At 71.0% G+C, this 17,210-nt stretch carries 21 protein-coding genes; 8 read left to right on the plus strand and 13 right to left on the minus strand.

All coding sequences use genetic code 11. The features are described 5' to 3' along the window. Window positions 1-193: 193 nt before the first annotated feature. Window positions 194-763 (plus strand): dihydrofolate reductase family protein, encoded by a 570-nt coding sequence (locus tag AB0M73_RS39240; RefSeq protein ID WP_363902433.1) that lies wholly within the window; start codon window positions 194-196, stop codon window positions 761-763. Here the strand turns inward: AB0M73_RS39240 and AB0M73_RS39245 are convergent. The 4 genes from AB0M73_RS39245 to AB0M73_RS39260 are packed head-to-tail and all read right to left on the minus strand — an operon-like array spanning window position 694 to window position 2,764. Continuing rightward, window positions 694-1,296 carry a hypothetical protein gene (locus AB0M73_RS39245; RefSeq protein WP_363902436.1) on the minus strand — a complete coding sequence of 201 codons (603 nt, stop codon included), beginning with the start codon at window positions 1,294-1,296 and terminating at the stop codon, window positions 694-696. The two genes, AB0M73_RS39240 and AB0M73_RS39245, sit on opposite strands and share 70 nt — an antisense overlap. A gap of 9 nt (window positions 1,297-1,305) precedes the next feature. Further along, window positions 1,306-2,127: an NAD(P)-dependent alcohol dehydrogenase gene (locus tag AB0M73_RS39250; protein ID WP_363902439.1), complete on the minus strand. Its 822-nt coding sequence runs from the start codon at window positions 2,125-2,127 to the stop codon at window positions 1,306-1,308. Further along, entirely contained in the window at window positions 2,124-2,351 is a 228-nt protein-coding gene (locus tag AB0M73_RS39255) for a helix-turn-helix transcriptional regulator (protein ID WP_043716490.1), read from the minus strand. Before AB0M73_RS39255 ends, AB0M73_RS39250 begins: the two co-directional genes overlap by 4 nt. Then, on the minus strand, window positions 2,345-2,764 hold the full coding sequence (locus AB0M73_RS39260) for a hypothetical protein (RefSeq protein ID WP_363902442.1): 420 nt from the start codon (window positions 2,762-2,764) through the stop codon (window positions 2,345-2,347). Before AB0M73_RS39260 ends, AB0M73_RS39255 begins: the two co-directional genes overlap by 7 nt. Before the next feature lie 380 nt (window positions 2,765-3,144). Between AB0M73_RS39260 and AB0M73_RS39265 the strand changes: the two genes are divergently transcribed. The 3 genes from AB0M73_RS39265 to AB0M73_RS39275 all read left to right on the plus strand — a co-directional run bounded on the left by AB0M73_RS39265 (window position 3,145) and on the right by AB0M73_RS39275 (window position 4,574). After that, complete coding sequence (locus tag AB0M73_RS39265) at window positions 3,145-3,468, plus strand: hypothetical protein (RefSeq protein ID WP_363902445.1); 324 nt, start codon at window positions 3,145-3,147, stop codon at window positions 3,466-3,468. Between the two features lie 78 nt (window positions 3,469-3,546). Further along, window positions 3,547-4,176, plus strand: a complete 630-nt coding sequence (locus tag AB0M73_RS39270; protein WP_363902448.1) for a DUF899 family protein — start codon at window positions 3,547-3,549, stop codon at window positions 4,174-4,176. Window positions 4,177-4,208: 32 nt separating this feature from the next. Next, a complete protein-coding gene (locus AB0M73_RS39275; protein WP_084579130.1) occupies window positions 4,209-4,574 on the plus strand; it encodes a S4 domain-containing protein in 366 nt (121 codons plus the stop codon). On the opposite strand, the gene AB0M73_RS39280 is transcribed toward AB0M73_RS39275, so the two are convergent. Then, window positions 4,571-5,320 (minus strand): alpha/beta fold hydrolase, encoded by a 750-nt coding sequence (locus AB0M73_RS39280; protein WP_363902453.1) that lies wholly within the window; start codon window positions 5,318-5,320, stop codon window positions 4,571-4,573. The two genes, AB0M73_RS39275 and AB0M73_RS39280, sit on opposite strands and share 4 nt — an antisense overlap. Before the next feature lie 110 nt (window positions 5,321-5,430). Next, window positions 5,431-6,276, minus strand: coding sequence for a GNAT family N-acetyltransferase (locus tag AB0M73_RS39285; protein WP_363902456.1), 846 nt, complete (start codon window positions 6,274-6,276; stop codon window positions 5,431-5,433). A gap of 68 nt (window positions 6,277-6,344) precedes the next feature. Here AB0M73_RS39285 and AB0M73_RS39290 point away from each other — a divergent pair, with 68 nt between their 5' ends. The 4 genes from AB0M73_RS39290 to AB0M73_RS39305 all read left to right on the plus strand — a co-directional run bounded on the left by AB0M73_RS39290 (window position 6,345) and on the right by AB0M73_RS39305 (window position 9,733). Next, complete coding sequence (locus tag AB0M73_RS39290) at window positions 6,345-7,502, plus strand: nucleotide disphospho-sugar-binding domain-containing protein (RefSeq protein WP_363902459.1); 1,158 nt, start codon at window positions 6,345-6,347, stop codon at window positions 7,500-7,502. A gap of 51 nt (window positions 7,503-7,553) precedes the next feature. Further along, window positions 7,554-8,465: an acetamidase/formamidase family protein gene (locus AB0M73_RS39295; protein WP_363902462.1), complete on the plus strand. Its 912-nt coding sequence runs from the start codon at window positions 7,554-7,556 to the stop codon at window positions 8,463-8,465. Between the two features lie 151 nt (window positions 8,466-8,616). Next, window positions 8,617-9,405 (plus strand): SGNH/GDSL hydrolase family protein, encoded by a 789-nt coding sequence (locus AB0M73_RS39300; protein WP_363902465.1) that lies wholly within the window; start codon window positions 8,617-8,619, stop codon window positions 9,403-9,405. A 193-nt stretch (window positions 9,406-9,598) separates the two neighbouring features. Continuing rightward, window positions 9,599-9,733 carry a hypothetical protein gene (locus tag AB0M73_RS39305; RefSeq protein WP_363902468.1) on the plus strand — a complete coding sequence of 45 codons (135 nt, stop codon included), beginning with the start codon at window positions 9,599-9,601 and terminating at the stop codon, window positions 9,731-9,733. A gap of 638 nt (window positions 9,734-10,371) precedes the next feature. Here AB0M73_RS39305 and AB0M73_RS39310 read toward each other — a convergent pair. The 7 genes from AB0M73_RS39310 to AB0M73_RS39340 all read right to left on the minus strand — a co-directional run bounded on the left by AB0M73_RS39310 (window position 10,372) and on the right by AB0M73_RS39340 (window position 17,203). After that, window positions 10,372-10,839 (minus strand): AAA family ATPase, encoded by a 468-nt coding sequence (locus AB0M73_RS39310; RefSeq protein ID WP_363902470.1) that lies wholly within the window; start codon window positions 10,837-10,839, stop codon window positions 10,372-10,374. Beyond that, window positions 10,824-11,375, minus strand: a complete 552-nt coding sequence (locus AB0M73_RS39315) for an isochorismatase family cysteine hydrolase (RefSeq protein ID WP_363902473.1) — start codon at window positions 11,373-11,375, stop codon at window positions 10,824-10,826. Before AB0M73_RS39315 ends, AB0M73_RS39310 begins: the two co-directional genes overlap by 16 nt. Beyond that, window positions 11,368-12,174 (minus strand): alpha/beta hydrolase, encoded by an 807-nt coding sequence (locus AB0M73_RS39320; RefSeq protein ID WP_363902476.1) that lies wholly within the window; start codon window positions 12,172-12,174, stop codon window positions 11,368-11,370. Before AB0M73_RS39320 ends, AB0M73_RS39315 begins: the two co-directional genes overlap by 8 nt. A gap of 88 nt (window positions 12,175-12,262) precedes the next feature. Beyond that, the gene (gene pgl / locus AB0M73_RS39325) at window positions 12,263-12,988 is read right to left on the minus strand and encodes a 6-phosphogluconolactonase (RefSeq protein ID WP_363902479.1); all 726 of its coding nucleotides are present in this window, start codon (window positions 12,986-12,988) and stop codon (window positions 12,263-12,265) included. Next, on the minus strand, window positions 12,985-14,055 hold the full coding sequence (gene opcA, locus AB0M73_RS39330) for a glucose-6-phosphate dehydrogenase assembly protein OpcA (RefSeq protein ID WP_363902482.1): 1,071 nt from the start codon (window positions 14,053-14,055) through the stop codon (window positions 12,985-12,987). Before opcA ends, pgl begins: the two co-directional genes overlap by 4 nt. Further along, on the minus strand, window positions 14,052-15,590 hold the full coding sequence (zwf, locus tag AB0M73_RS39335) for a glucose-6-phosphate dehydrogenase (protein WP_363902485.1): 1,539 nt from the start codon (window positions 15,588-15,590) through the stop codon (window positions 14,052-14,054). The genes opcA and zwf overlap by 4 nt, the downstream gene beginning before the upstream one ends. Next, window positions 15,587-17,203 (minus strand): glucose-6-phosphate isomerase, encoded by a 1,617-nt coding sequence (locus tag AB0M73_RS39340; protein ID WP_363902488.1) that lies wholly within the window; start codon window positions 17,201-17,203, stop codon window positions 15,587-15,589. Before AB0M73_RS39340 ends, zwf begins: the two co-directional genes overlap by 4 nt. Window positions 17,204-17,210: the final 7 nt, after the last annotated feature.

Consider the following 17,210-nt stretch of genomic DNA (forward strand, 5'->3'; position numbering starts at 1 on the left):
CGCGCGCCCGGAACGGACGGCTTCGGACGGCGACCCGAGACAGGAAGTCCCTTTGCCCCCGCGGGGAGCCGGGCTGGGGCCGGCTCGTGGAGGTGAGGCGTGGATCGCGCCGAAAAACACCGTAGCACGTGTCGAGAACCGTCCGGGCGGCTCCGACCAGGGGGCAAGGAACCGAACAGAAGGAGTTGGCATCATGGCGATCCGCGTGCACACCTCGATGACCCTCGACGGCTTCTCCGCCGACACCAACGGCTGGCCCGTCCTGCTGCACATGCCCGAGTTCCGGTCCGGTGTCTCCTACGGGCACGAGGAGTTCTTCGCCCAGTGCACCGCCGTGATCATGGGCCGCCACACCTTCGAGCCCGCCCTCGGCGCCTCCGACTGGCCCTGGCCGGGCAAGAAGGTCTTCGTGCTCAGCACCGGTCAGGTGGACGTGCCCGCCGACCAGGACGTCACCGTCTGCGCCACCGTCGCCGACGTGCTCGCCGCCCTGCCCGCCGGCGACGCCCAGCTCCTCGGCGGCCCCAGCGCCATCGCCGCCTTCCATCAGGCCGGCGCCGTCGACCGTTTCGAGATCGTGCTGCTGCCTTTGTTGATGGGCAAGGGGATGCCGCTGTTCCCGCTGGGCGACGACACCCGCCCGCTGTCCTTCTCCGAGCAGGTCGTCTACCCGGACGGCACGATCAAGCTGTGCTACGACGTGGCGATGCCGGATTCCGTTACGCGGTACCAGCTGTCCCAGACTTCCTCGGCCACCGAGTAGAGCAACTGGCCGGGGATCGTGATGCCGAGAAAGCCGTCGCGCTCCTCGACAACGGCAAGCACGCGGCAGCCGGCATCCCATGAGAACGTCACGTGATCGCCGGGGGTGCTGCCGGACGGTGCCGGCGTCGCATTCACCGCACGTTGGGTATTGATGTCGACAAAGCCCGCTGCGGGTGGCCATTCGTCGTCAGCGACATCCTCCACGGCCCACGTCCGGAGGGTGCTCAGGGGCTCCTCGCCTCGGATCAACTCGACCGGTGAGACACCGTCCTCCTTGGTCCTGGTGACCTCGGAGCCAGTACGCGGTCGGCGCCACCAGTCGAGCCCGAGCCGCTCGATCGCCAGCGACACGGCGGCCAGCGTGGCGATTCCACTCGGCCGGCGGCCGGCGAGCACTCGCAGGCGCTCGACATCCTCGGCCGGCAGTTGGCGTCTCAATCGGTCGAACAGAGCTTGTTCCGTGGGTTCGATGCCGAGCGTCCGGCGCACGAACTCGACGTACTCCCGGCGCGATTCCTCTGTCATGGGCACGCCGCCAACCTATGTCGTGATCACGACCTTGCCGAGGGCCTTCCCGGCTTGCACGTAACGGATGGCGGCCACGGCGTCGGCGAGGGGGAAGGTGCGGTCGAGGACCGGCGCGATCACGTCCTGCTCGATGAGGCGGCGGAGTTCGAGCAGGTCCTCGCGGCGTTCGGCGGTGGCCATGAGGCCCTTGAGCTGCTGGCTGACGAAGGGGGAGAGCAATGCTGCTCGGAGGGTGCGGGCGACGCTGCCGACGAGCTTGCCGCCGCCCTCGCCGCCGAGGGACTTCACCAGATCGACCTTGGCGGTGCTGCACACGCCGGTGACGTGGGCGCCGCGGGCCTTGACCAGCTGGACGGCGTAGGTGCCGACGCCGCCGCCGGCACCGATGATCAGGACCTGCTGTCCGGAGTGGACGGTGGCCACGGCCTGCGCGGCGGTGCGGGCGGAGACGGGAACGGCGGCGGCCTGGTCGAAGGTCAGCCGGTCGGGCATGGGCACGACCCGACTCGTCTTGACGGTGACGTACTCGGCGAACGAGCCGTCGGCGGTGCCGAAAACCTGCTCACCGGCACGGAATTCGGTGACGCCGGGGCCGGTTTCCTCGATGGTGCCGGCGAGATCGAGGCCCGGCACCGGTCTTTTCGGGCGGCGTAAGCCGAAACCCATCAGCCGGATCAGATACGGCCGACCGGCGGTGAGGTGCCAGACGCTCGGGTCGACGCCGGCCGCCCGCACCCGGACCAGGACCTCGCCGGGCCCGGGCTTCGGTCGTTCGACATCCTTGAGCTGCAACACATCCAACGATCCGTAGCGGTCGCGGGCAACGGCCTTCATGGGGAATCTCCCTCCGGATACTGGAAAACGTCGTCGAGTGGCACCCCGAACACGTGGGCGATCTGGAACGCCATCTCCAGCGACGGCGAGTACCGGCCCTGCTCGATCGCGATCACCGTCTGCCGGGTGACGCCGATCCGGTCGGCCAGCTCGGCCTGCGTCATCTCGCCCTTGGCGAAGCGCAGCGCCCGGATCGAGTTCGTCACCTTCGTCGGCTTCACCACGCCTGGAACCCCCGTCGGTAGCCCACGATCCGCGCGACCGAGCCCAGCACGGCCGACAGCGTGAACGCCAGGTAGATCGCGTTGGCGATCCAGAAGTGGTCCAGCCGCGCCATCGCGAGGAACATCGCCAGCACCCCGCCGACCACCACGAACGACTGGCCGATCCGGTCGCCGAACTGTCCGATCTCGCGGTCCCGCTGATCGCGCCTGCTTTCCTTGGGGTTGCGGATCGACACCGCGATGTTCAGCACGATCGTCGCCACGATCGACGCGCCGGTGATCCACAGCAGCGCGCCGACGTAGGGCGCCTGGGCCAGCGGCCCCGGTCTGCTCAGCACCGTCACGGCGTACACCGCATAGGCGATCGCCGACACCACAAGCATGATCCACGCGCGCTTCTCTTCGTACGCCACGGCTGCGCTCCTTCTCGCTCGACGTCCTCGAATGTAAAGAAGCCTAGACACGATGTCAAACATTCTTAACACGATGTCGGGCTGGGCCGGCAGGATGGCCGGGTGATCGTTGAGGTGGCGAGCAAGCGACGGAGATCGGCGTTCCCGGCGGATGTCACGGTGGTGGACGTGACTTCGTGCGGGCCGCAACCCTGGGTCCGGCTGAGCCCGTTCTATCCGCACGGCGACATCCCGGTGCCGCTGTCGCCGGGTGAGGTCGGCACGTCGGTCGAGGGCATCTGGCAGGCGCTGAAAGTCTTTGTCCAAGCGGATGTCGACCTGTCGAAGCTGGCCGTCACCAAGATGACCGGCCTCAAGAGGACGGTCCGCCGGTTGGGCCGGTGCTGGGGCATCGCGACGGCCTGCGGGGTGGGCTGCTGGACTACGAGACCGCGCGGCGGCGGATCTCTCTGCCGGCCTACCGCTGGATGCTGGACCACTGCGTGCGGGACGAGTTGGCGGCGTTGCGCGAACTCGGGGCTCAAGGGCCGTTGTTGCTGTTGGACTACACCACGAACGGCGATGTGGCGAACCTGGCCACCCCGTTGTCGCACGCCGCCCTCGCGGCCCGGTATTTGACGGATCAGTGGCCGCCCTCCAGCCTCGGTTGCGGACCACCGATTCTTGTGAAGCGATTGTGCTACAAGGACTTCAGGGCGTGGTGAGGCCTGCGGGTCGGTGCTGTTGACCAAGGGGTTGCGCGTCGCCGGCAGAGGTCGTGGACCTGGTGTTGAATCGGCGGCATGGAGAAACCACCGATCGTCCCCGTCGAGGAGTGGCGGCAGGCCCGGGCGGACCTGCTCGCCGAGGAGAAGGAAGCGACCCGGATGCTGGACGCGATCGCGGCCCGCAGACGTCGGCTGCCGATGGTCGAGTTCCCGGACACCTACGAGTTCGACACCCCGGCCGGCAAGCGCTCGTTGCTGGACCTGTTCGACGGCAAGCGGCAGCTGGCCGTGTACCAGTTCATGGACCTCGGCCCGGACGCCTACTGCGGGGGCTGCACATGGCTCACCGACAACGTGCCGTCGCCGGCCGTCGGCCTGCTCGCGGACAGCGACGTCAGCTGGGTGACGGTGTCGAACATGCCGCTGGCCCAGATCGCCGGCTACTGGGAGCAGAAGGGCTGGACCGTCCCGTACGCGTCCTCGCGTGACACCACCTTCGCGGCCGACACCGACGCGGAGTTCGGCTTCATGCTGACGGTGTTCCTGCGCGACGGGGACCGCGTCTACCGCACGTACAACACCACCCAGCGGGGCGTCGACCGGCTGGTGTTCACCAACAGCCTGCTCGATCTGGTGCCGTACGGCCGCCAGCAGGACTGGGAGGACTCGCCGCCCGGCTGGCCGCAGCACCCGACCTACGGCTGAAATCCGTTGGGGACCGATGACATAGTGGGGAGGTGGAGTCCACTCGAGTGGACCGCTGGCTCTGGGCGGTCCGGCTGACCAAGACCCGTTCGGACGCCGCGGCGGCCTGCAAAGGCGGCCATGTGCGCGTGAACGACAGGCCGGCGAAGGCGGCGACTTCGGTGTCGCCCGGTGACGAGGTGCGCGCCCGTGTCGGGGACAAGACCAAGGTCGTCGAGGTGGTGCGGGTGATCCAGAAGCGGGTGGGCGCCGCGGACGCCGCGACCTGCTTCATCGACCGCACGCCCGCGCCCCCGCCGGAGGCCGCCATCCCGGTCGCCCGCCGCGATCGGGGCGCCGGCCGGCCCACCAAGCGGGAGCGGCGCGTGCTGGACAAGTTCCGCACCGGCCAGCTCTAGCCGAGGAAGTCGGCGAGGATCGGCAGCAGCAGCTCGGACCGCAGCGTCACGGTCATGTGCGTGGTGTTCGGCAGCACCGCCAGGTGTGAGCCGGGGATCAGGCGCTTCATCAGCGCGCCGTGCTCGATGGTGGTGAAGTCGTGGTCGCCCATCACCAGCAGCGTCGGGGCGGTGATGCCGGCCAGCTGGTCGTCGCTCCAGCCCTTCAGGTCGGCGGCCGAGGCCGACATCGCGGCCAGGAACTCGTCGAAGTGCTCCGGGTGCGGCGACAGCCGCTGGTAGGCGTCCCGGAAGTCGGTGAAGTCCTGCTGAGTGGGCAGCCGGTCGGACGTCGCGTGCCGGCTCGGGTCGAGCAGGTCCTCGTGCATGCCGTCGGGTCGGACGCTGGCCGAGATCGGCACCACCGACAGCACGCGGTCCGGGTGGCTGACCGCCAGCTCCAAGGCCACGGCGCCGCCCATGCTGTGGCCGAGCACGTGGGCCCGGTCGATGCCGAGGTGGTCCAGCAGCGCCACCACGTCGCTCGCCAGCGCGGCCGGGGTGATCGCCCGGTCGATGTCGGCAGTGCGGCCGTGGCCCTGCATCTCCACGCCGATCACCTGATGACGCTCGGCCAGCGTGGGGATCAGGCCGGCGAAGTTCAGGTCGATGGTCAGCATGCCGCCGTGCAGCAGGACCAGGGGCGTGCCGGCCTCGCCGTGCCGCTCGTAGTACAGGTGCAGGCCGTTCACGTCCGCGTAGCCCATGGCGGTGTCCTCTCAGCGCAACCGGTGCCGTCATCAGTGCGTCGAACGGAGGTCCATCGGAATCGACACGACCCTGGAGTTTTTTGTGACGAGTTTTTCGCGAGCTGGAGTCAGGGGGCGAGTAGCAGCAGCGCGCGGGAGTAGAGCAGCGCGAAGCCGCGGCGCTGGACGTTCTGCTGGGACCGGGTGCCGGGAGCGGTGGTGACGGTGGCGAGGTCGCAGCCGGCGGCCTTGGCGGCGGCCAGACGGGCGGCGATCAAGGCGGACTGCACGCCTCGGCGGCGGTGCTGGGGGCTGGTGGCGGCGCCGGCGAAGTAGGCGATGCCGTCGGCGGCGCGCACGCCGCCGCTGCCGACGGGGACGCCGTCGATCAGGGCGAGGTAGCGCCGGGTGCCGGCGGCCTCCATGTCACGCAGGGCGTTGCCGAGTGCTTCGCGGGGGAACTCCTCGGCCGCGGCGGCGCCCTCGGTGTCGGGCACGAGGACGGCGTCGATCAGGATGTCCAGGGCCGTGTCGGTCTCCCCCTCGGGGCAGGGCTGGACCTCGACGCCGGCCGGCGGCTCGGGGAGGTCCAGGTCGTCCAGGGCGAGGCCGAGCACGTTCTCGAAGCCGGCCAGGCGGTAGCCGCGGCCGGTGAGGAACTCGCCGACGGCCGGGTCGGCCAGGGTCGGCAGCTCGACCTGGACCGGGGCGCCGCGGTCGTGGAAGGCCTTCTCGACCTCGGCCATCTCGTCCGCGGTTGGCACGCCGCCGAAGCCGAGGCCGGCGACCTTGTTGAACGGGGAGTCAGGCTCGGCGAAGGTGGCGGCGCCGCCGGCAACCTCACGGACGAAGGACACCTCGTCGCCGCGGCGGGCACGGGCGGCTTCGGTGGCCAGGGCCATGAAGCGGGCGTCGACGCGTTCGATGCGCTCGGCCAGGTCAGTGCCGCAGAACAGCGGTGTCCGGATCGTCATGGTGGCTCTCAGTCTCATGACCGGCGTGCCCGCGCGGCAACCGGTTTTCGTGTGGGAGTCTGCTGCACGTGCGAGTGGCCGTCGTTGCCGGACCGGATGCCGGCCACGTGTTTCCCGCGGTCGCGCTGTGCCTGCGGTTCGCGGCGGCCGGCGACGAGCCGGTCCTGCTCACGGCCGACGGCTGGCGCGACGCCGCGGTGGCGGCCGGGATCGAGGCGCCGCCGCAGGATTGGCTGTCGCTGCGGGCCGAGACCGACATCGGGCACTGGCTGTACGAGCGGGCGGCGGAGTTGGCGCAGCAGCTCGTGCCGACGCTGGAGGCGCTGAATCCCGACCTTGTCGTGTCGGACGTGTTGGCGAAATGCGGCGGCATGGCGGCCGAGCTGCTGGGGCTGCCCTGGGTCGAGTTGTCGCCGCATCCGCTCTATCTGCCCTCACGGGGCCTGCCGCCGATCGGCAGCGGTCTCGCCCGTGGCACCGGTGTTCGCGGCCGCCTCCGCGACGCCGTGCTGCGCCGCTTTACCGCCCGCTCGCTGCGGGAGGGGCAGCGACAACAGGCCGTCGCTCGTACGGGAATCGGTTTGCCGGCCAGGGATCCCGGTCCCGCGGCGCGGTTGATCGCCACCTTGCCCGCACTGGAGGTTCCCCGCCCGGACTGGCCGCGCGAGGCGCACGTCGTCGGGCCGCTGTTGTGGGATCCGGTGCCGGTCGGGCTCACCCCGCCACCCGGCGTCGGGCCGTTGGTGATGATCGCGCCGTCCACTGCGACCGGCGGGGCCACCGACATGCTGTCCACAACCCTTGCCGCGCTTGACGGTCTCGACGTCAGGGCCGCGATCTCCACCTTCCGGCCACCGGAGGGGCTCCCGTCCTGGGCCAGTGCCGGCGCCGGCGGCCAGGACGAACTGTTGCGGCAGGCCGCCGTTGTCGTGTGCGGCGCCGGGCATGGCTTGCTGGCCAAGGCTTTGCTCGCCGGCGTGCCCGTTGTCGCCGTGCCCGGTGGCGGCGACCAGTGGGAGCTCGCCAACCGCGCCGCCCGACAGGGAAGCGCCGTGGTCGTCCGCCCGCCGGCCGTCGACGCCGTGCGCATCGCGGTCCTGAATGTGTTGGAGGATCCCACTTTCGCGGCCGCCGCGGCCGAGGCTGCGAAAACGGTCGCCGAGGTGTCCGATCCGGTCACGGTGTGCCGGGACGTCCTCCAGGCTCGCCGGCATGGCCAGCCCTGAGCGACAGGAATTCTCTCGGCCGTGGGGAAGCCGATCGGGCAGGATGGTTCCGTGACCGAACACCGACTCGACCCGAGCGCCGACACCGTCACCGACGTCTTCGACCGCGACCGGGCGCCGGTGCTCACGGTCGATCCGGGCGACACGCTGATTGTGCGTAGCCTCAACGCATCCGGCAGCCTGGGCGCGGACACCGACAGCGCGCGGCTGATCGAGAACGCGCGGGGGCACTGCCTGACCGGGCCGATCGCCGTGCGCGGGGCGGAGCCGGGCATGATGCTGGCGGTGCGGCTGGAGTCGCTCCAGCCGGACGACTGGGGCTTCACGGCGGCGGCGTCGAGGGACAACGCGCTCAACCGCCGGCTCGGGGTCGTGCCGGGCCAGCGGGTGTTGCTGCACTGGGACATCGCGGACGGACGGGCGGTCAACAACCTGGGGTTCGCGGTGCGCTTGGCGCCGTTCCTCGGGGTGATCGGGATGCCGCCCGCGGAGGCGGGGCAGCACTCGACAATCCCGCCGCGTGCGGACGGCGGCGGCAACATCGACTGCCGGGAGCTGGTCGCCGGCTCGATGCTGTACCTGCCGATCACGGTCCCGGAGGCGTTGCTGTGCCTGGGCGACGGCCACGGGGCGCAGGGCGACGGCGAGGTGTGTGGGACCGCGGTGGAGTGCGGCATGACCACGCGGCTCGTGCTGGAACTGGTGGCCGACCCGCCGATCCCGACCGCGCACGCGACCACCCCGGCCGGCCGGGTGACCTTCGGGTTCGACGCCGACCTGAACGAGGCGTCGGCGCAGGCCCTGTCGGCCATGCTGGACTGGATGCAGGCGCTGCACGGTGTCGACCGGACCACGGCCCTTGCGCTGGCCAGCCCGGTCGTGGATCTCCGGGTCACCCAGATCGCCAACCAGACCTGGGGCGTGCACGCCGTGCTGCCGGATGACGCGCTGACCCGGGTGTGACAAGTGTGGGGTGTGCACGCGTCTTTTTCTGACGACGGGCCGACCGGGGTGTGAACGATACGGGCGGGCCTACCGGAGTCACGCCGGAGCTGCTACTCGTAGTGATCGCGTCAGCCTTTGGTCCGCTGTGCCTTCGAAAACGGAGACATCCATGCGCCGTCTGGCCCTGCTGCTCGTCCCTGTCATCGCGATCCTGTCACCCGCCACGGCCGCTGCGGCGCCGGCGGCGGGGAAGTATGTGGCCCTGGGTGACTCGTACGCGGTCGGCGTCGGCACCTACACCTACGACGACCCGAACGCCGACTGCCGGCGAGGGCCGCTGGAGTACAGCCGGCTGTGGGCGGCGGCGCATCCGTCGACCACGTACGTGGAGGAGTCCTGTTCCGGGGCGTTGGTGGCCGATGTCGCCAACCAGGCGGCGGCTGGCCTGACCCCCGACACCACGCTGGTCACCGTGCAGGTGGGCGGCAACGACGTCGGCTTCGTGAGCGTGCTGGAGACCTGCATCCTCAACTTCGCCGATTCCACGTGCATCAACGCCGTCAACGCCGCGGTGGCCACGGGCCGGTCGGTGCTGCCCGGCGGGCTGGCCGACCTGTACCGAGGCATCCGGGCCAAGGCGCCGTCGGCGCAGGTGGTCGTGATGGGCTACCCGCATTTCTACAAGATCGGCGGCAACTGCTGGGTCGGGCTCAGCGACACCAAGCGCTCGGCCCTGAACAACGGGACCGACATCCTCGACGGCCTCCTGCAGACCGCCGCCGCCGACGCCGGCTTCCGGTTCGTCGACGCCCGCACCGCCTTCGCCGGCCACGAGCTGTGCTCCGGCAACCCGGAGTGGATGACCAGCCTGCAGTGGGACAAGCTGAACGAGTCCTACCACCCGAACGCCCTGGGTCACCAGGCCTACTTCGGCGCGCTGAAGGCGATCACCGGCTGATCTGCCCGCGGTGGAGGGCAGTTCGCCGCCCTCCACCATCCCGAAGTGACGATCAGTGCGCCGATGTTCCCGGCCGGACCAGCATCACCCTCGGCGCCGGCCGGTGGCTACTGTGATCGGCGTGGCACGGACCGCACGGCCGAGTCGGGACATGATCGTCGCCGCGGCCTGACGCATCGCCGACGAGTCCGGTGTGGACGGTCTCACCCTGCTCGAGGTCGCCGCCGCGCTCGACACCGGGCAGGCGTCGCTCTACCGGCACATCGCCGACCGCCAGGAGTGCACGGGTCGGCGTGGCAGGTCGGCTCCGTGCACGGCATCGTGGTGACCGGTGCGCCGGCTGAGGTTGAGCGGCCACGGCAACTTCCGTTGGCCGTCGGCCAGTTTCCGGCCGCACCGACTATCTCGACGCGTTGGACGCACTGGTGCCCGGCGTCGACGTTGTGATCACAGCGGTCGACGCGCCGGCGGTATCGGCAAGACGGCGGGTGTCCGTCGCGCCGTACGACACCCGTTTCCACCGTCGTGGCCGAGCTCCGTGACGAGCCTGAGCAACTGGACGCGCTCAGCCCGGCCGGCGACGACCGGGCCGCCGTTCGAGCGGTGTTGGGGTGGTCGTACCAGCGGCTCCCGGACGATCAGGCGGTGCTGTTCCGGCGTCTGGGACTGCACTCCGGACCCGAGTTCAGTTGCCGCTGTGGCAGGTGTCGAAGTGCCGCGGGTCCGACGACTGGTCGAGGCGTTGGCGGCTCATCTTGCAGAACCTGTTGCGAGAGAACGTTATCGGTGCCACGACCTGCTGCGCGCCTACGGGGCTGAGCTCTCGGAGACACGACAGCCCAGCGGTGCGTCGTGCGGCACTGTCCGACGTGGGCGGCCTGGTACGCCGGCATGGCCTGGGAATGTGATCGCCTCGTCTTCCCGGGACATTTTCGACAGGCGCAGGCAGTGCCGTGCTCCGGAACATCACGGCTGGTTGATCAGGTCTTCCAGCTGTTGGACGACGTCGTGCAGCGGGGCGGTGACGTCGATCTCCAGGGTGCAGGTGGCGCGGAGCAGGGGCTCGACGGCGGCGAGGTTGGCGAGGATCTCGGCGCGGTCGGCGGGGGACTTGCCGTAGGGGTTGTCGGTGCGGGCGGAGAGGCGGGGCAGGAGGACGTCGGCCGGGGCGCTGAGCAGGACGATGTGGTCGAACAGGGGGTAGAAGCGGCCCTGGTTGGACTTGCAGCCGGCGACGAAGAGGGCGCCGGTGGTGCGGAGGAGGGCGGAGAGGGCGTCCTCGCGCCAGATCCAGTCGCCGTCCTCCCAACGGCTCCAGCGGGAGGAGTCGGTGTCGACGACCCGATGTCCCCGCGCGGCGAGGGCGCGCAGCGCGGAGGACTTGCCGGCGCCGGACATGCCGGTGACGAGGACCTTGGTCAAGCGGAGGTCCACTCGGCGACGGTGAGGACGGTGGCCTGGCGGGGGAAGACGGCGGTGGTGAGGACGCGGTGCACCTCGTCGTCGGCGTCGAGGCAGCCGTCGGACAGGACGGTGAGGCGGTAGTCGAGGTCGAAGGCCTGGCGCACGGTGGTCAGGACGCAGCCGCTGGTGGAGATGCCGGTGAGTACGAGGTCGGTGATGCCGGAGGAGCGCAGGGCGAGGTCGAGGTCGGTGCCGGAGAAGGCGCCGACGCGCTTCTTGGTGAAGACGGGGTCGCCGGGCGCGGGGGCGACGGAGGGGTGGATCTCGGCGCCGGGGTCGGCGGCGGTGAAGGCGTCGGTGCCGATCATGGGGCCGAAGGTGGGGTTGGCCGGGCTGACCTCGGGGTGGCCGGCACGGAAGCCGACGGCGACGTAGCCGACGGTGACGTCGCCGGCCCGGGCGTGGTCGATGGCCCGGCCCAACCGGGACAGGTAGGCGGGGTCGGAGTCGAAGCGCGACACGATGGCGCGCTGGACGTCCATGACCAGCAGGGCGGTCTTAGCCATGCAGGAATTCAACCACGTCGAGGATCCGGTCGAGGGCGGAGATGTGACCGTCCGAAGAGGACGGACGGAGGGTGGCCGAAGGCAGGTGCCGGGCGAGCCATTCGGCGTGGGAAAAGGGGATCACGCGGTCCTGAACACCGTGCAGAAGCAGCACGGGGGCGCCGATGTCGCCGACCTTGAAGCCCCAGTCGGCCACGTAGGCGAGGTCGTCGTCGATCATGCCGTCGAGGCCCTTGGCGGTGGCGAGGTCGGCGTTGCGGCCGAGGTCGACCCACGTGCCGGCGACGGCGGTAGCGGCGTGGTCGGCCGGGGTGAAGGAGTTGGCGTCGAACAGGCCGGAGGTCAGCTGCGCGGTCAGCGCCTCACGGCCGACGACGGAGGCCCGCAGCTCCTCGGGGGCGACCATGCCGGCCCACCAGTCGAGGTCCGAAGGCTCGAAGGGGGCCATGGCGCCGACCGTCACACAGCGCGGGACCCGGTCCGGCAGCAAGGCCGCGCAGGCCAGCGCGTGGTTGGCGCCGCCGGAGTGGCCGAGCACGGAAAAGCTGGAGACGCCAAGGGAATCGGCGATCGCGGCCACGTCGTCGGCGGCAGAGCCGATGGCCCGACCGGGCTGGGCGGTGGAGCCGCCGTAGCCGGGACGGTCGTAGGACAGCCAGCGGATTCCCGACAGCGCAAGCAAAGGAGCGGGCACGGCGCCGATCTGCGGGGTGCCGTGATGCCAGAAGACCGGCGTCCCGGAGCCGGTGTCGTAGACGTGCAGGGTGCGGCCGTCGGCCAGGACGAGATCGGTCTCCATGGGACGCAAGCCTAGCCGTCGGCGGCGAAAACCGCTGGAGGAAAGGGAAAACGGCCCCCGGCCGAAGCCAGGGGCCGCTCTCGAACGATCAGGAGAGCTTCGCCGCAGCGGTGGAATCCAGCAGCCACAAGGTGCGGGAGACACCACGGGCACCGGCAGCGGGGATCTCCACCTCGGTGGCGCCGTTCAGGGCCCGGGCGACGGGGTCGGCCTTGGCCTCGCCGGTGGTCATCAGCCACACCTCGGCGGCGCGACGGATGACCGGCAGGGTAAGGGAAACCCGGGTCGGCGGGGGCTTGGGGCAGTCGCGCACGGCGACCACCGTCGACGACTCCTCGTGCACGGCGGGGGAGTCGGGGAAGAGGGAGGCGGTGTGCCCCTCCTCGCCGACACCCAGCAGCAGCACGTCGAAGGCGGTGGATCCGATGACCGTGGCGTAGTCGTCGGCGGCCGCGTCGGGGTCGTCCCCGAAACGGCCGTCGGACGGCTCCATCACGTGCACCCGAGCCGGGTCCAGGGCGATGTGGTCCAGCAGCGCCAAGCGGTTCTGTGTCTCGTTGCGGTCGGCGTGGCCGGCCGGCAGGAAACGCTCGTCGCCCCAGTAGAAATCGACCCGGGACCAGTCGACGGCGTCACGGGCGGGGCTGTCCCGCACGTGCTCCAGGACGGCGTTGCCGGTGCGGCCGCCGGTCAGCACCAGGGACGCCACGCCGCGAGCGGCCTGGGCGTCCACCAGGGCGGTGATCAGGCGGGCCGCAGCGGCGGCGGCCAGAAGGCCACCGCCGCTGTGGACCACAACATCCGTACGGGTCACGAGTCGGCCTTGGCGGTCGCCTTCTTCGACGCCGCGCGCTTGGGCTTGGCCTCGGCGGCCGGCGCCTCCGCGGCCGGCTCGGCCGCCTTGGGCTTGGCCGGAGCCTTGGCCTTGGCGGCGGGCTTCGCGGCCGCCGGGGCGGCCACCCGACCCTTGGTGACCTTGGGGACGGCCATCAGGGCGTCCTTGTAGATCTCGTCCGGGTCCAGCCGGCGCAGCTCCTCGGCCAGGCAGTCCCGCACCGAACGGCGCTGCAGCGCGATCCGGCGGTCGGGCTGGCCCGGCTGGGTGAGGGTGCCGGTCTTGGCGTCGGGACGGACCAGGTCGACGGCCCCGGAACGGCGCTGCAGCGTCACCTGGACGATGCCCTCGCCGCTGGTGGCCTTGGCCCGGCCCACCGGCACGTTCAGCCGCGAGGCGAACCAGCCGGCCAGCAGCTCCGACGACGGCGAGTCGGCCTCGCCGACGACGTTGGCGGCGGTGACCTTCTCGTGCGGCGGCAGGTCGAGCGCCGCCGCGAGCTGGGCCCGCCAGTTGGTCAGCCGGGTCCAGGCCAGGTCGCTGTCACCGTCCGAATAGGACTTGCGCCGCTGCTCCAACGCCTTGATCGGGTTCTTCTCGGCGGCGGAGTCGGTGATGCGGCGGGTGGCCAGCTGGCCGATGGAGTCCTCGGACGGCACGTCCGGGGCCTCCGACGGCCACCACGCCACCACCGGCGCGTCCGGCAGCAGCAACGGAACCACGCAGCTGGCGGCCTGGTCGGCCAGCTGGCCGTAGAGCCGCAGCACGATGACGTCGCTGGCGCCGGCGTCGCCGCCGACACGGATCTGGGCGTCCAGCCGGGCGGCGGCCTTGCGGGCGCCGCGGGCCAGCACGATCACCCGGCACGGGTGCTCGCGGCTGGCCTCGTTGGCCGCCTGGATGGCCTCCTCGGTCTTGGCGCTGTCGTCGGTGACGATCACCAGCGTGAGCACGCGGCCGAGGGCCACCGCCCCGCCGGTCTCGCGGACCTCCACCAGCTTGCTGTTGACCTGTGCGGTCGTGGTGGACGGCAGGTCGATGATCACGGGCGCCTCCAATGACGACCGGTGCGGGTGAGCATCTGGTCGGCCGCGGGCGGGCCCCAGCTGCCGGGCGCGTAGCCCTCCGGCGAGCCCTGCTTGGCCCAGTGGTCGAGCACCGGGTCCAGGATCTCCCAGGACAGCTCGACCTCTTCGTTCATCGGGAACAGCGACGGCTCGCCGAGCAGCACGTCGAGGATGAGTCGCTCGTAGGCCTCGGGCGAGGACTCGGTGAAGGCGTGGCCGTAGCCGAAGTCCATGGTGACGTCCCGGACCTCCATGGTGTTGCCCGGCACCTTGGAGCCGAACCGCATGGTGATGCCCTCGTCCGGCTGGACCCGGATGACCAGGGCGTTCTGCCCCAGCTCCTCGGTGGCCGTGGAGTCGAAGGGCAGGTGCGGGGCGCGCTTGAAGACCACCGCGATCTCGGTGACCTTGCGGCCCAGCCGCTTGCCGTGCCGCAGGTAGAACGGCACGCCGGCCCAACGGCGGGTGTTGACCTCCAGCGTGATGCCGGCGTAGGTCTCGGTCTTGGAGTCGGCGGCGAAACCGCCTTCCTCCAACAGACCCAGCACCTTCTGGCCGCCCTGCCACCCGCCGACGTACTGCCCGCGGGCGGTGGTCTCGTCGTAGGGCGTGGGAACGCGCGCCGCCGAGAGGACCTTGATCTTCTCGGCCCGCAGCGCCCGCGGGTGGAAGGAGACGGGCTCCTCCATCGCGGTCAGCGCCATCAGCTGGAGCAGGTGGTTCTGGATCACGTCGCGGGCCGCGCCGATGCCGTCGTAGTAGCCCGCGCGACCGCCGAGGCCGATGTCCTCGGCCATGGTGATCTGCACGTGGTCCACGTAGTTGGCGTTCCAGATCGGCTCGAACATCTGGTTGGCGAAGCGCAGCGCCAGGATGTTCTGCACCGTCTCCTTGCCGAGGTAGTGGTCGATGCGGAACACCGAGTCCTCGGGGAAGACGTCGTTGACGACGTTGTTGAGCTCCTTGGCCGACTTGAGGTCGTGGCCGAAGGGCTTCTCGATGACGACCCGGCGCCACTGCTCGGCGTCCTGCTCGGCCAGGCCGGCGCGGGACAGCTGCTTGGTCACGACCGGGAACGCGCTGGGCGGGATCGACAGGTAGAACGCGTGGTTGCCGCCGGTGCCGCGCTGCTCGTCGAGCTCGCGGACCGTCTTGGCCAGGTTGTCGAACGCGTTGTCGTCGTCGAACGTGCCCTGCACGAACCGGATGCCCTCGGCCAGCTGGTTCCAGACCTCGGCCCGGTAGGGCGTGCGGGCGTGCTGCTTGACCGCCTCGTGCACGACCTCGCCGAAGTCCTCGTTGGCCCAGTCGCGGCGGGCGAAGCCGGTCAGCGCGAAGCCCGGCGGCAGCAGGCCCCGGTTGGCCAGGTCGTAGATGGCCGGCATCAGCTTCTTGCGGGACAGGTCGCCGGTCACCCCGAAGATCACCAGGCCACAGGGCCCGGCGATCCGCGGCAGCCGCTTGTCGCGCTCGTCCCGCAGCGGGTTGCGCCACGTGCGCAAAGGGCTGCTCACCTCTTGACCTCCTGGACGGCCTTGGTCAGCTCGACCAGGCCGGCGGCCCGGTCGGTCAGGTGCAGGCGCAGCACGGGACGGTCGTGCTCGGCGAGCACCTGCCCGTCGCCCAGCGCCTGCGCGTGCTGGAGCACGCCCAGCGTGTACGGGCGGTCCGGAACCTCGAGGTCCTGCGCAGGCGCTCCGGTGATCTGCAGGAACACGCCGTTCTGGTGGCCGCCCTTGTGGTACTGGCCGGTGGAGTGCAGGAACCGCGGGCCCCAGCCGAACGTGGTCTGCAGCCGGCTGGCCCGGGCGACGGCGGGCCGCAGCACGGCGGCCGAGGCGTCGTCGAGTCGGTCCAGGTACGCCTGCACGGCCACGTACCCATGATCGGGGGCGGCGGCTAGGAATGCGTTCAGAACATCGGCCAGCGTGGTCGCCGTGGCCGGCAGCCAGTCGCCGCTCTGGTGCACGTCGACGGAGCCGATGGTCAGCGCCGGCGCGGCCTCGGCCTCGCCGCCGACCGGCTGGTCCAGCAGGGCGCGGGCGGCCTTCTTGGCCGCCTCGACGTCCGGCTGGTCGAACGGGTTGATGCCGATCAGGCGGCCGGCGATCGCGGTGGCGAACTCCCACAGCAGGAACAGGCCGCCGAGCTCGCCGGCGGTGCTCATGAACGCCGCGTCCACGTCCGGGCCGATGGCGATCGGCGTGGAGTCGGTGCCGGCGGTGACGAAGCCGGGCGCGTCGGCGTTCTCCACCGCCACCGGCAGCAGGCCGACGCCCTCCTTGCCGGTGGACTCGGCGATCAGCTGCTCCGCCCAGTCGGGGAAGCCCTTCACGCCGGAGCCCGTGTCGGCCAGGATGACCTTCTCGGCGCCCTGCGCGTGCGCCGCGCCCCACGCCGCACCCAGCCACAGGGCCGGGTTGTTCTCGTCGTCCCGCGCCAGCAGCTCGAAGGCCGCCGCCGCGTCGTTGAGCAGCGTGTTGATGTCCGCGCCGGCCAGGCCGGCCGGCACCAGGCCGAACGCGGTCAGCGCCGAGTAGCGGCCGCCGACGTGCGGGTCGGCGGTGAACACCTTGCGGTAGCCCGCCTCTTCGGACATCTTCTGCAGCGGCGAGCCCGGGTCGGTGACGACCACGATGCGGCGCTTGGCGTCGATGCCGGCCTCGGTGAAGGCCTTCTCGAAGATGCGCCGGTGGCTGTCGGTCTCGACGGTGCCGCCCGACTTGGACGACACCACGATGACCGTGCGGGACAGGTCGCCGGCCAGCGCGTCGGCCACCTGGCCGGCGTCGGTGGTGTCCAGCACGACCAGCGGCACGCCCGCGGTCGCGGTGATCACCTCGGGGGCCAGCGACGAGCCGCCCATGCCGGCCAGCACGACGCGGTCGATGCCCTCGCCGGCCAGCTCGGCCGACAGCGCCTCGATCTCACCGACCAGCGGCCGGGACGACTCGTGCAACGTGGTCCAGGACAGCCGGATCGACGACTCCGACTCGGCCTCCGGGCCCCACAGCGTCGCGTCCTGGCCCGCCAGCTTGGACGCGACCTTGTCGGCGATCAGCTGGTCCACCAGGGGACGCGCCTTCTCGGCGAGTCCATCGTGGACGATGTCGACGGAGATCCCCACTGTGGTA

It is taken from the genome of Kutzneria sp. NPDC051319, assembly GCF_040682195.1.
GTDB lineage: Bacteria > Actinomycetota > Actinomycetes > Mycobacteriales > Pseudonocardiaceae > Kutzneria.

Bases quoted from the DNA above. Each gene is read 5' to 3' on its own strand.
- AB0M73_RS39240 (WP_363902433.1), top strand. From the start codon at position 194: ATGGCGATCCGCGTGCACACCTCGATGACCCTCGACGGCTTCTCCGCC.
- AB0M73_RS39250 (WP_363902439.1), bottom strand. From the start codon at position 2,127: ATGAAGGCCGTTGCCCGCGACCGCTACGGATCGTTGGATGTGTTGCAG.
- AB0M73_RS39270 (WP_363902448.1), top strand. From the start codon at position 3,547: ATGGAGAAACCACCGATCGTCCCCGTCGAGGAGTGGCGGCAGGCCCGG.
- AB0M73_RS39280 (WP_363902453.1), bottom strand. From the start codon at position 5,320: ATGGGCTACGCGGACGTGAACGGCCTGCACCTGTACTACGAGCGGCAC.
- AB0M73_RS39285 (WP_363902456.1), bottom strand. From the start codon at position 6,276: ATGACGATCCGGACACCGCTGTTCTGCGGCACTGACCTGGCCGAGCGC.
- AB0M73_RS39300 (WP_363902465.1), top strand. From the start codon at position 8,617: ATGCGCCGTCTGGCCCTGCTGCTCGTCCCTGTCATCGCGATCCTGTCA.
- AB0M73_RS39315 (WP_363902473.1), bottom strand. From the start codon at position 11,375: ATGGCTAAGACCGCCCTGCTGGTCATGGACGTCCAGCGCGCCATCGTG.
- AB0M73_RS39320 (WP_363902476.1), bottom strand. From the start codon at position 12,174: ATGGAGACCGATCTCGTCCTGGCCGACGGCCGCACCCTGCACGTCTAC.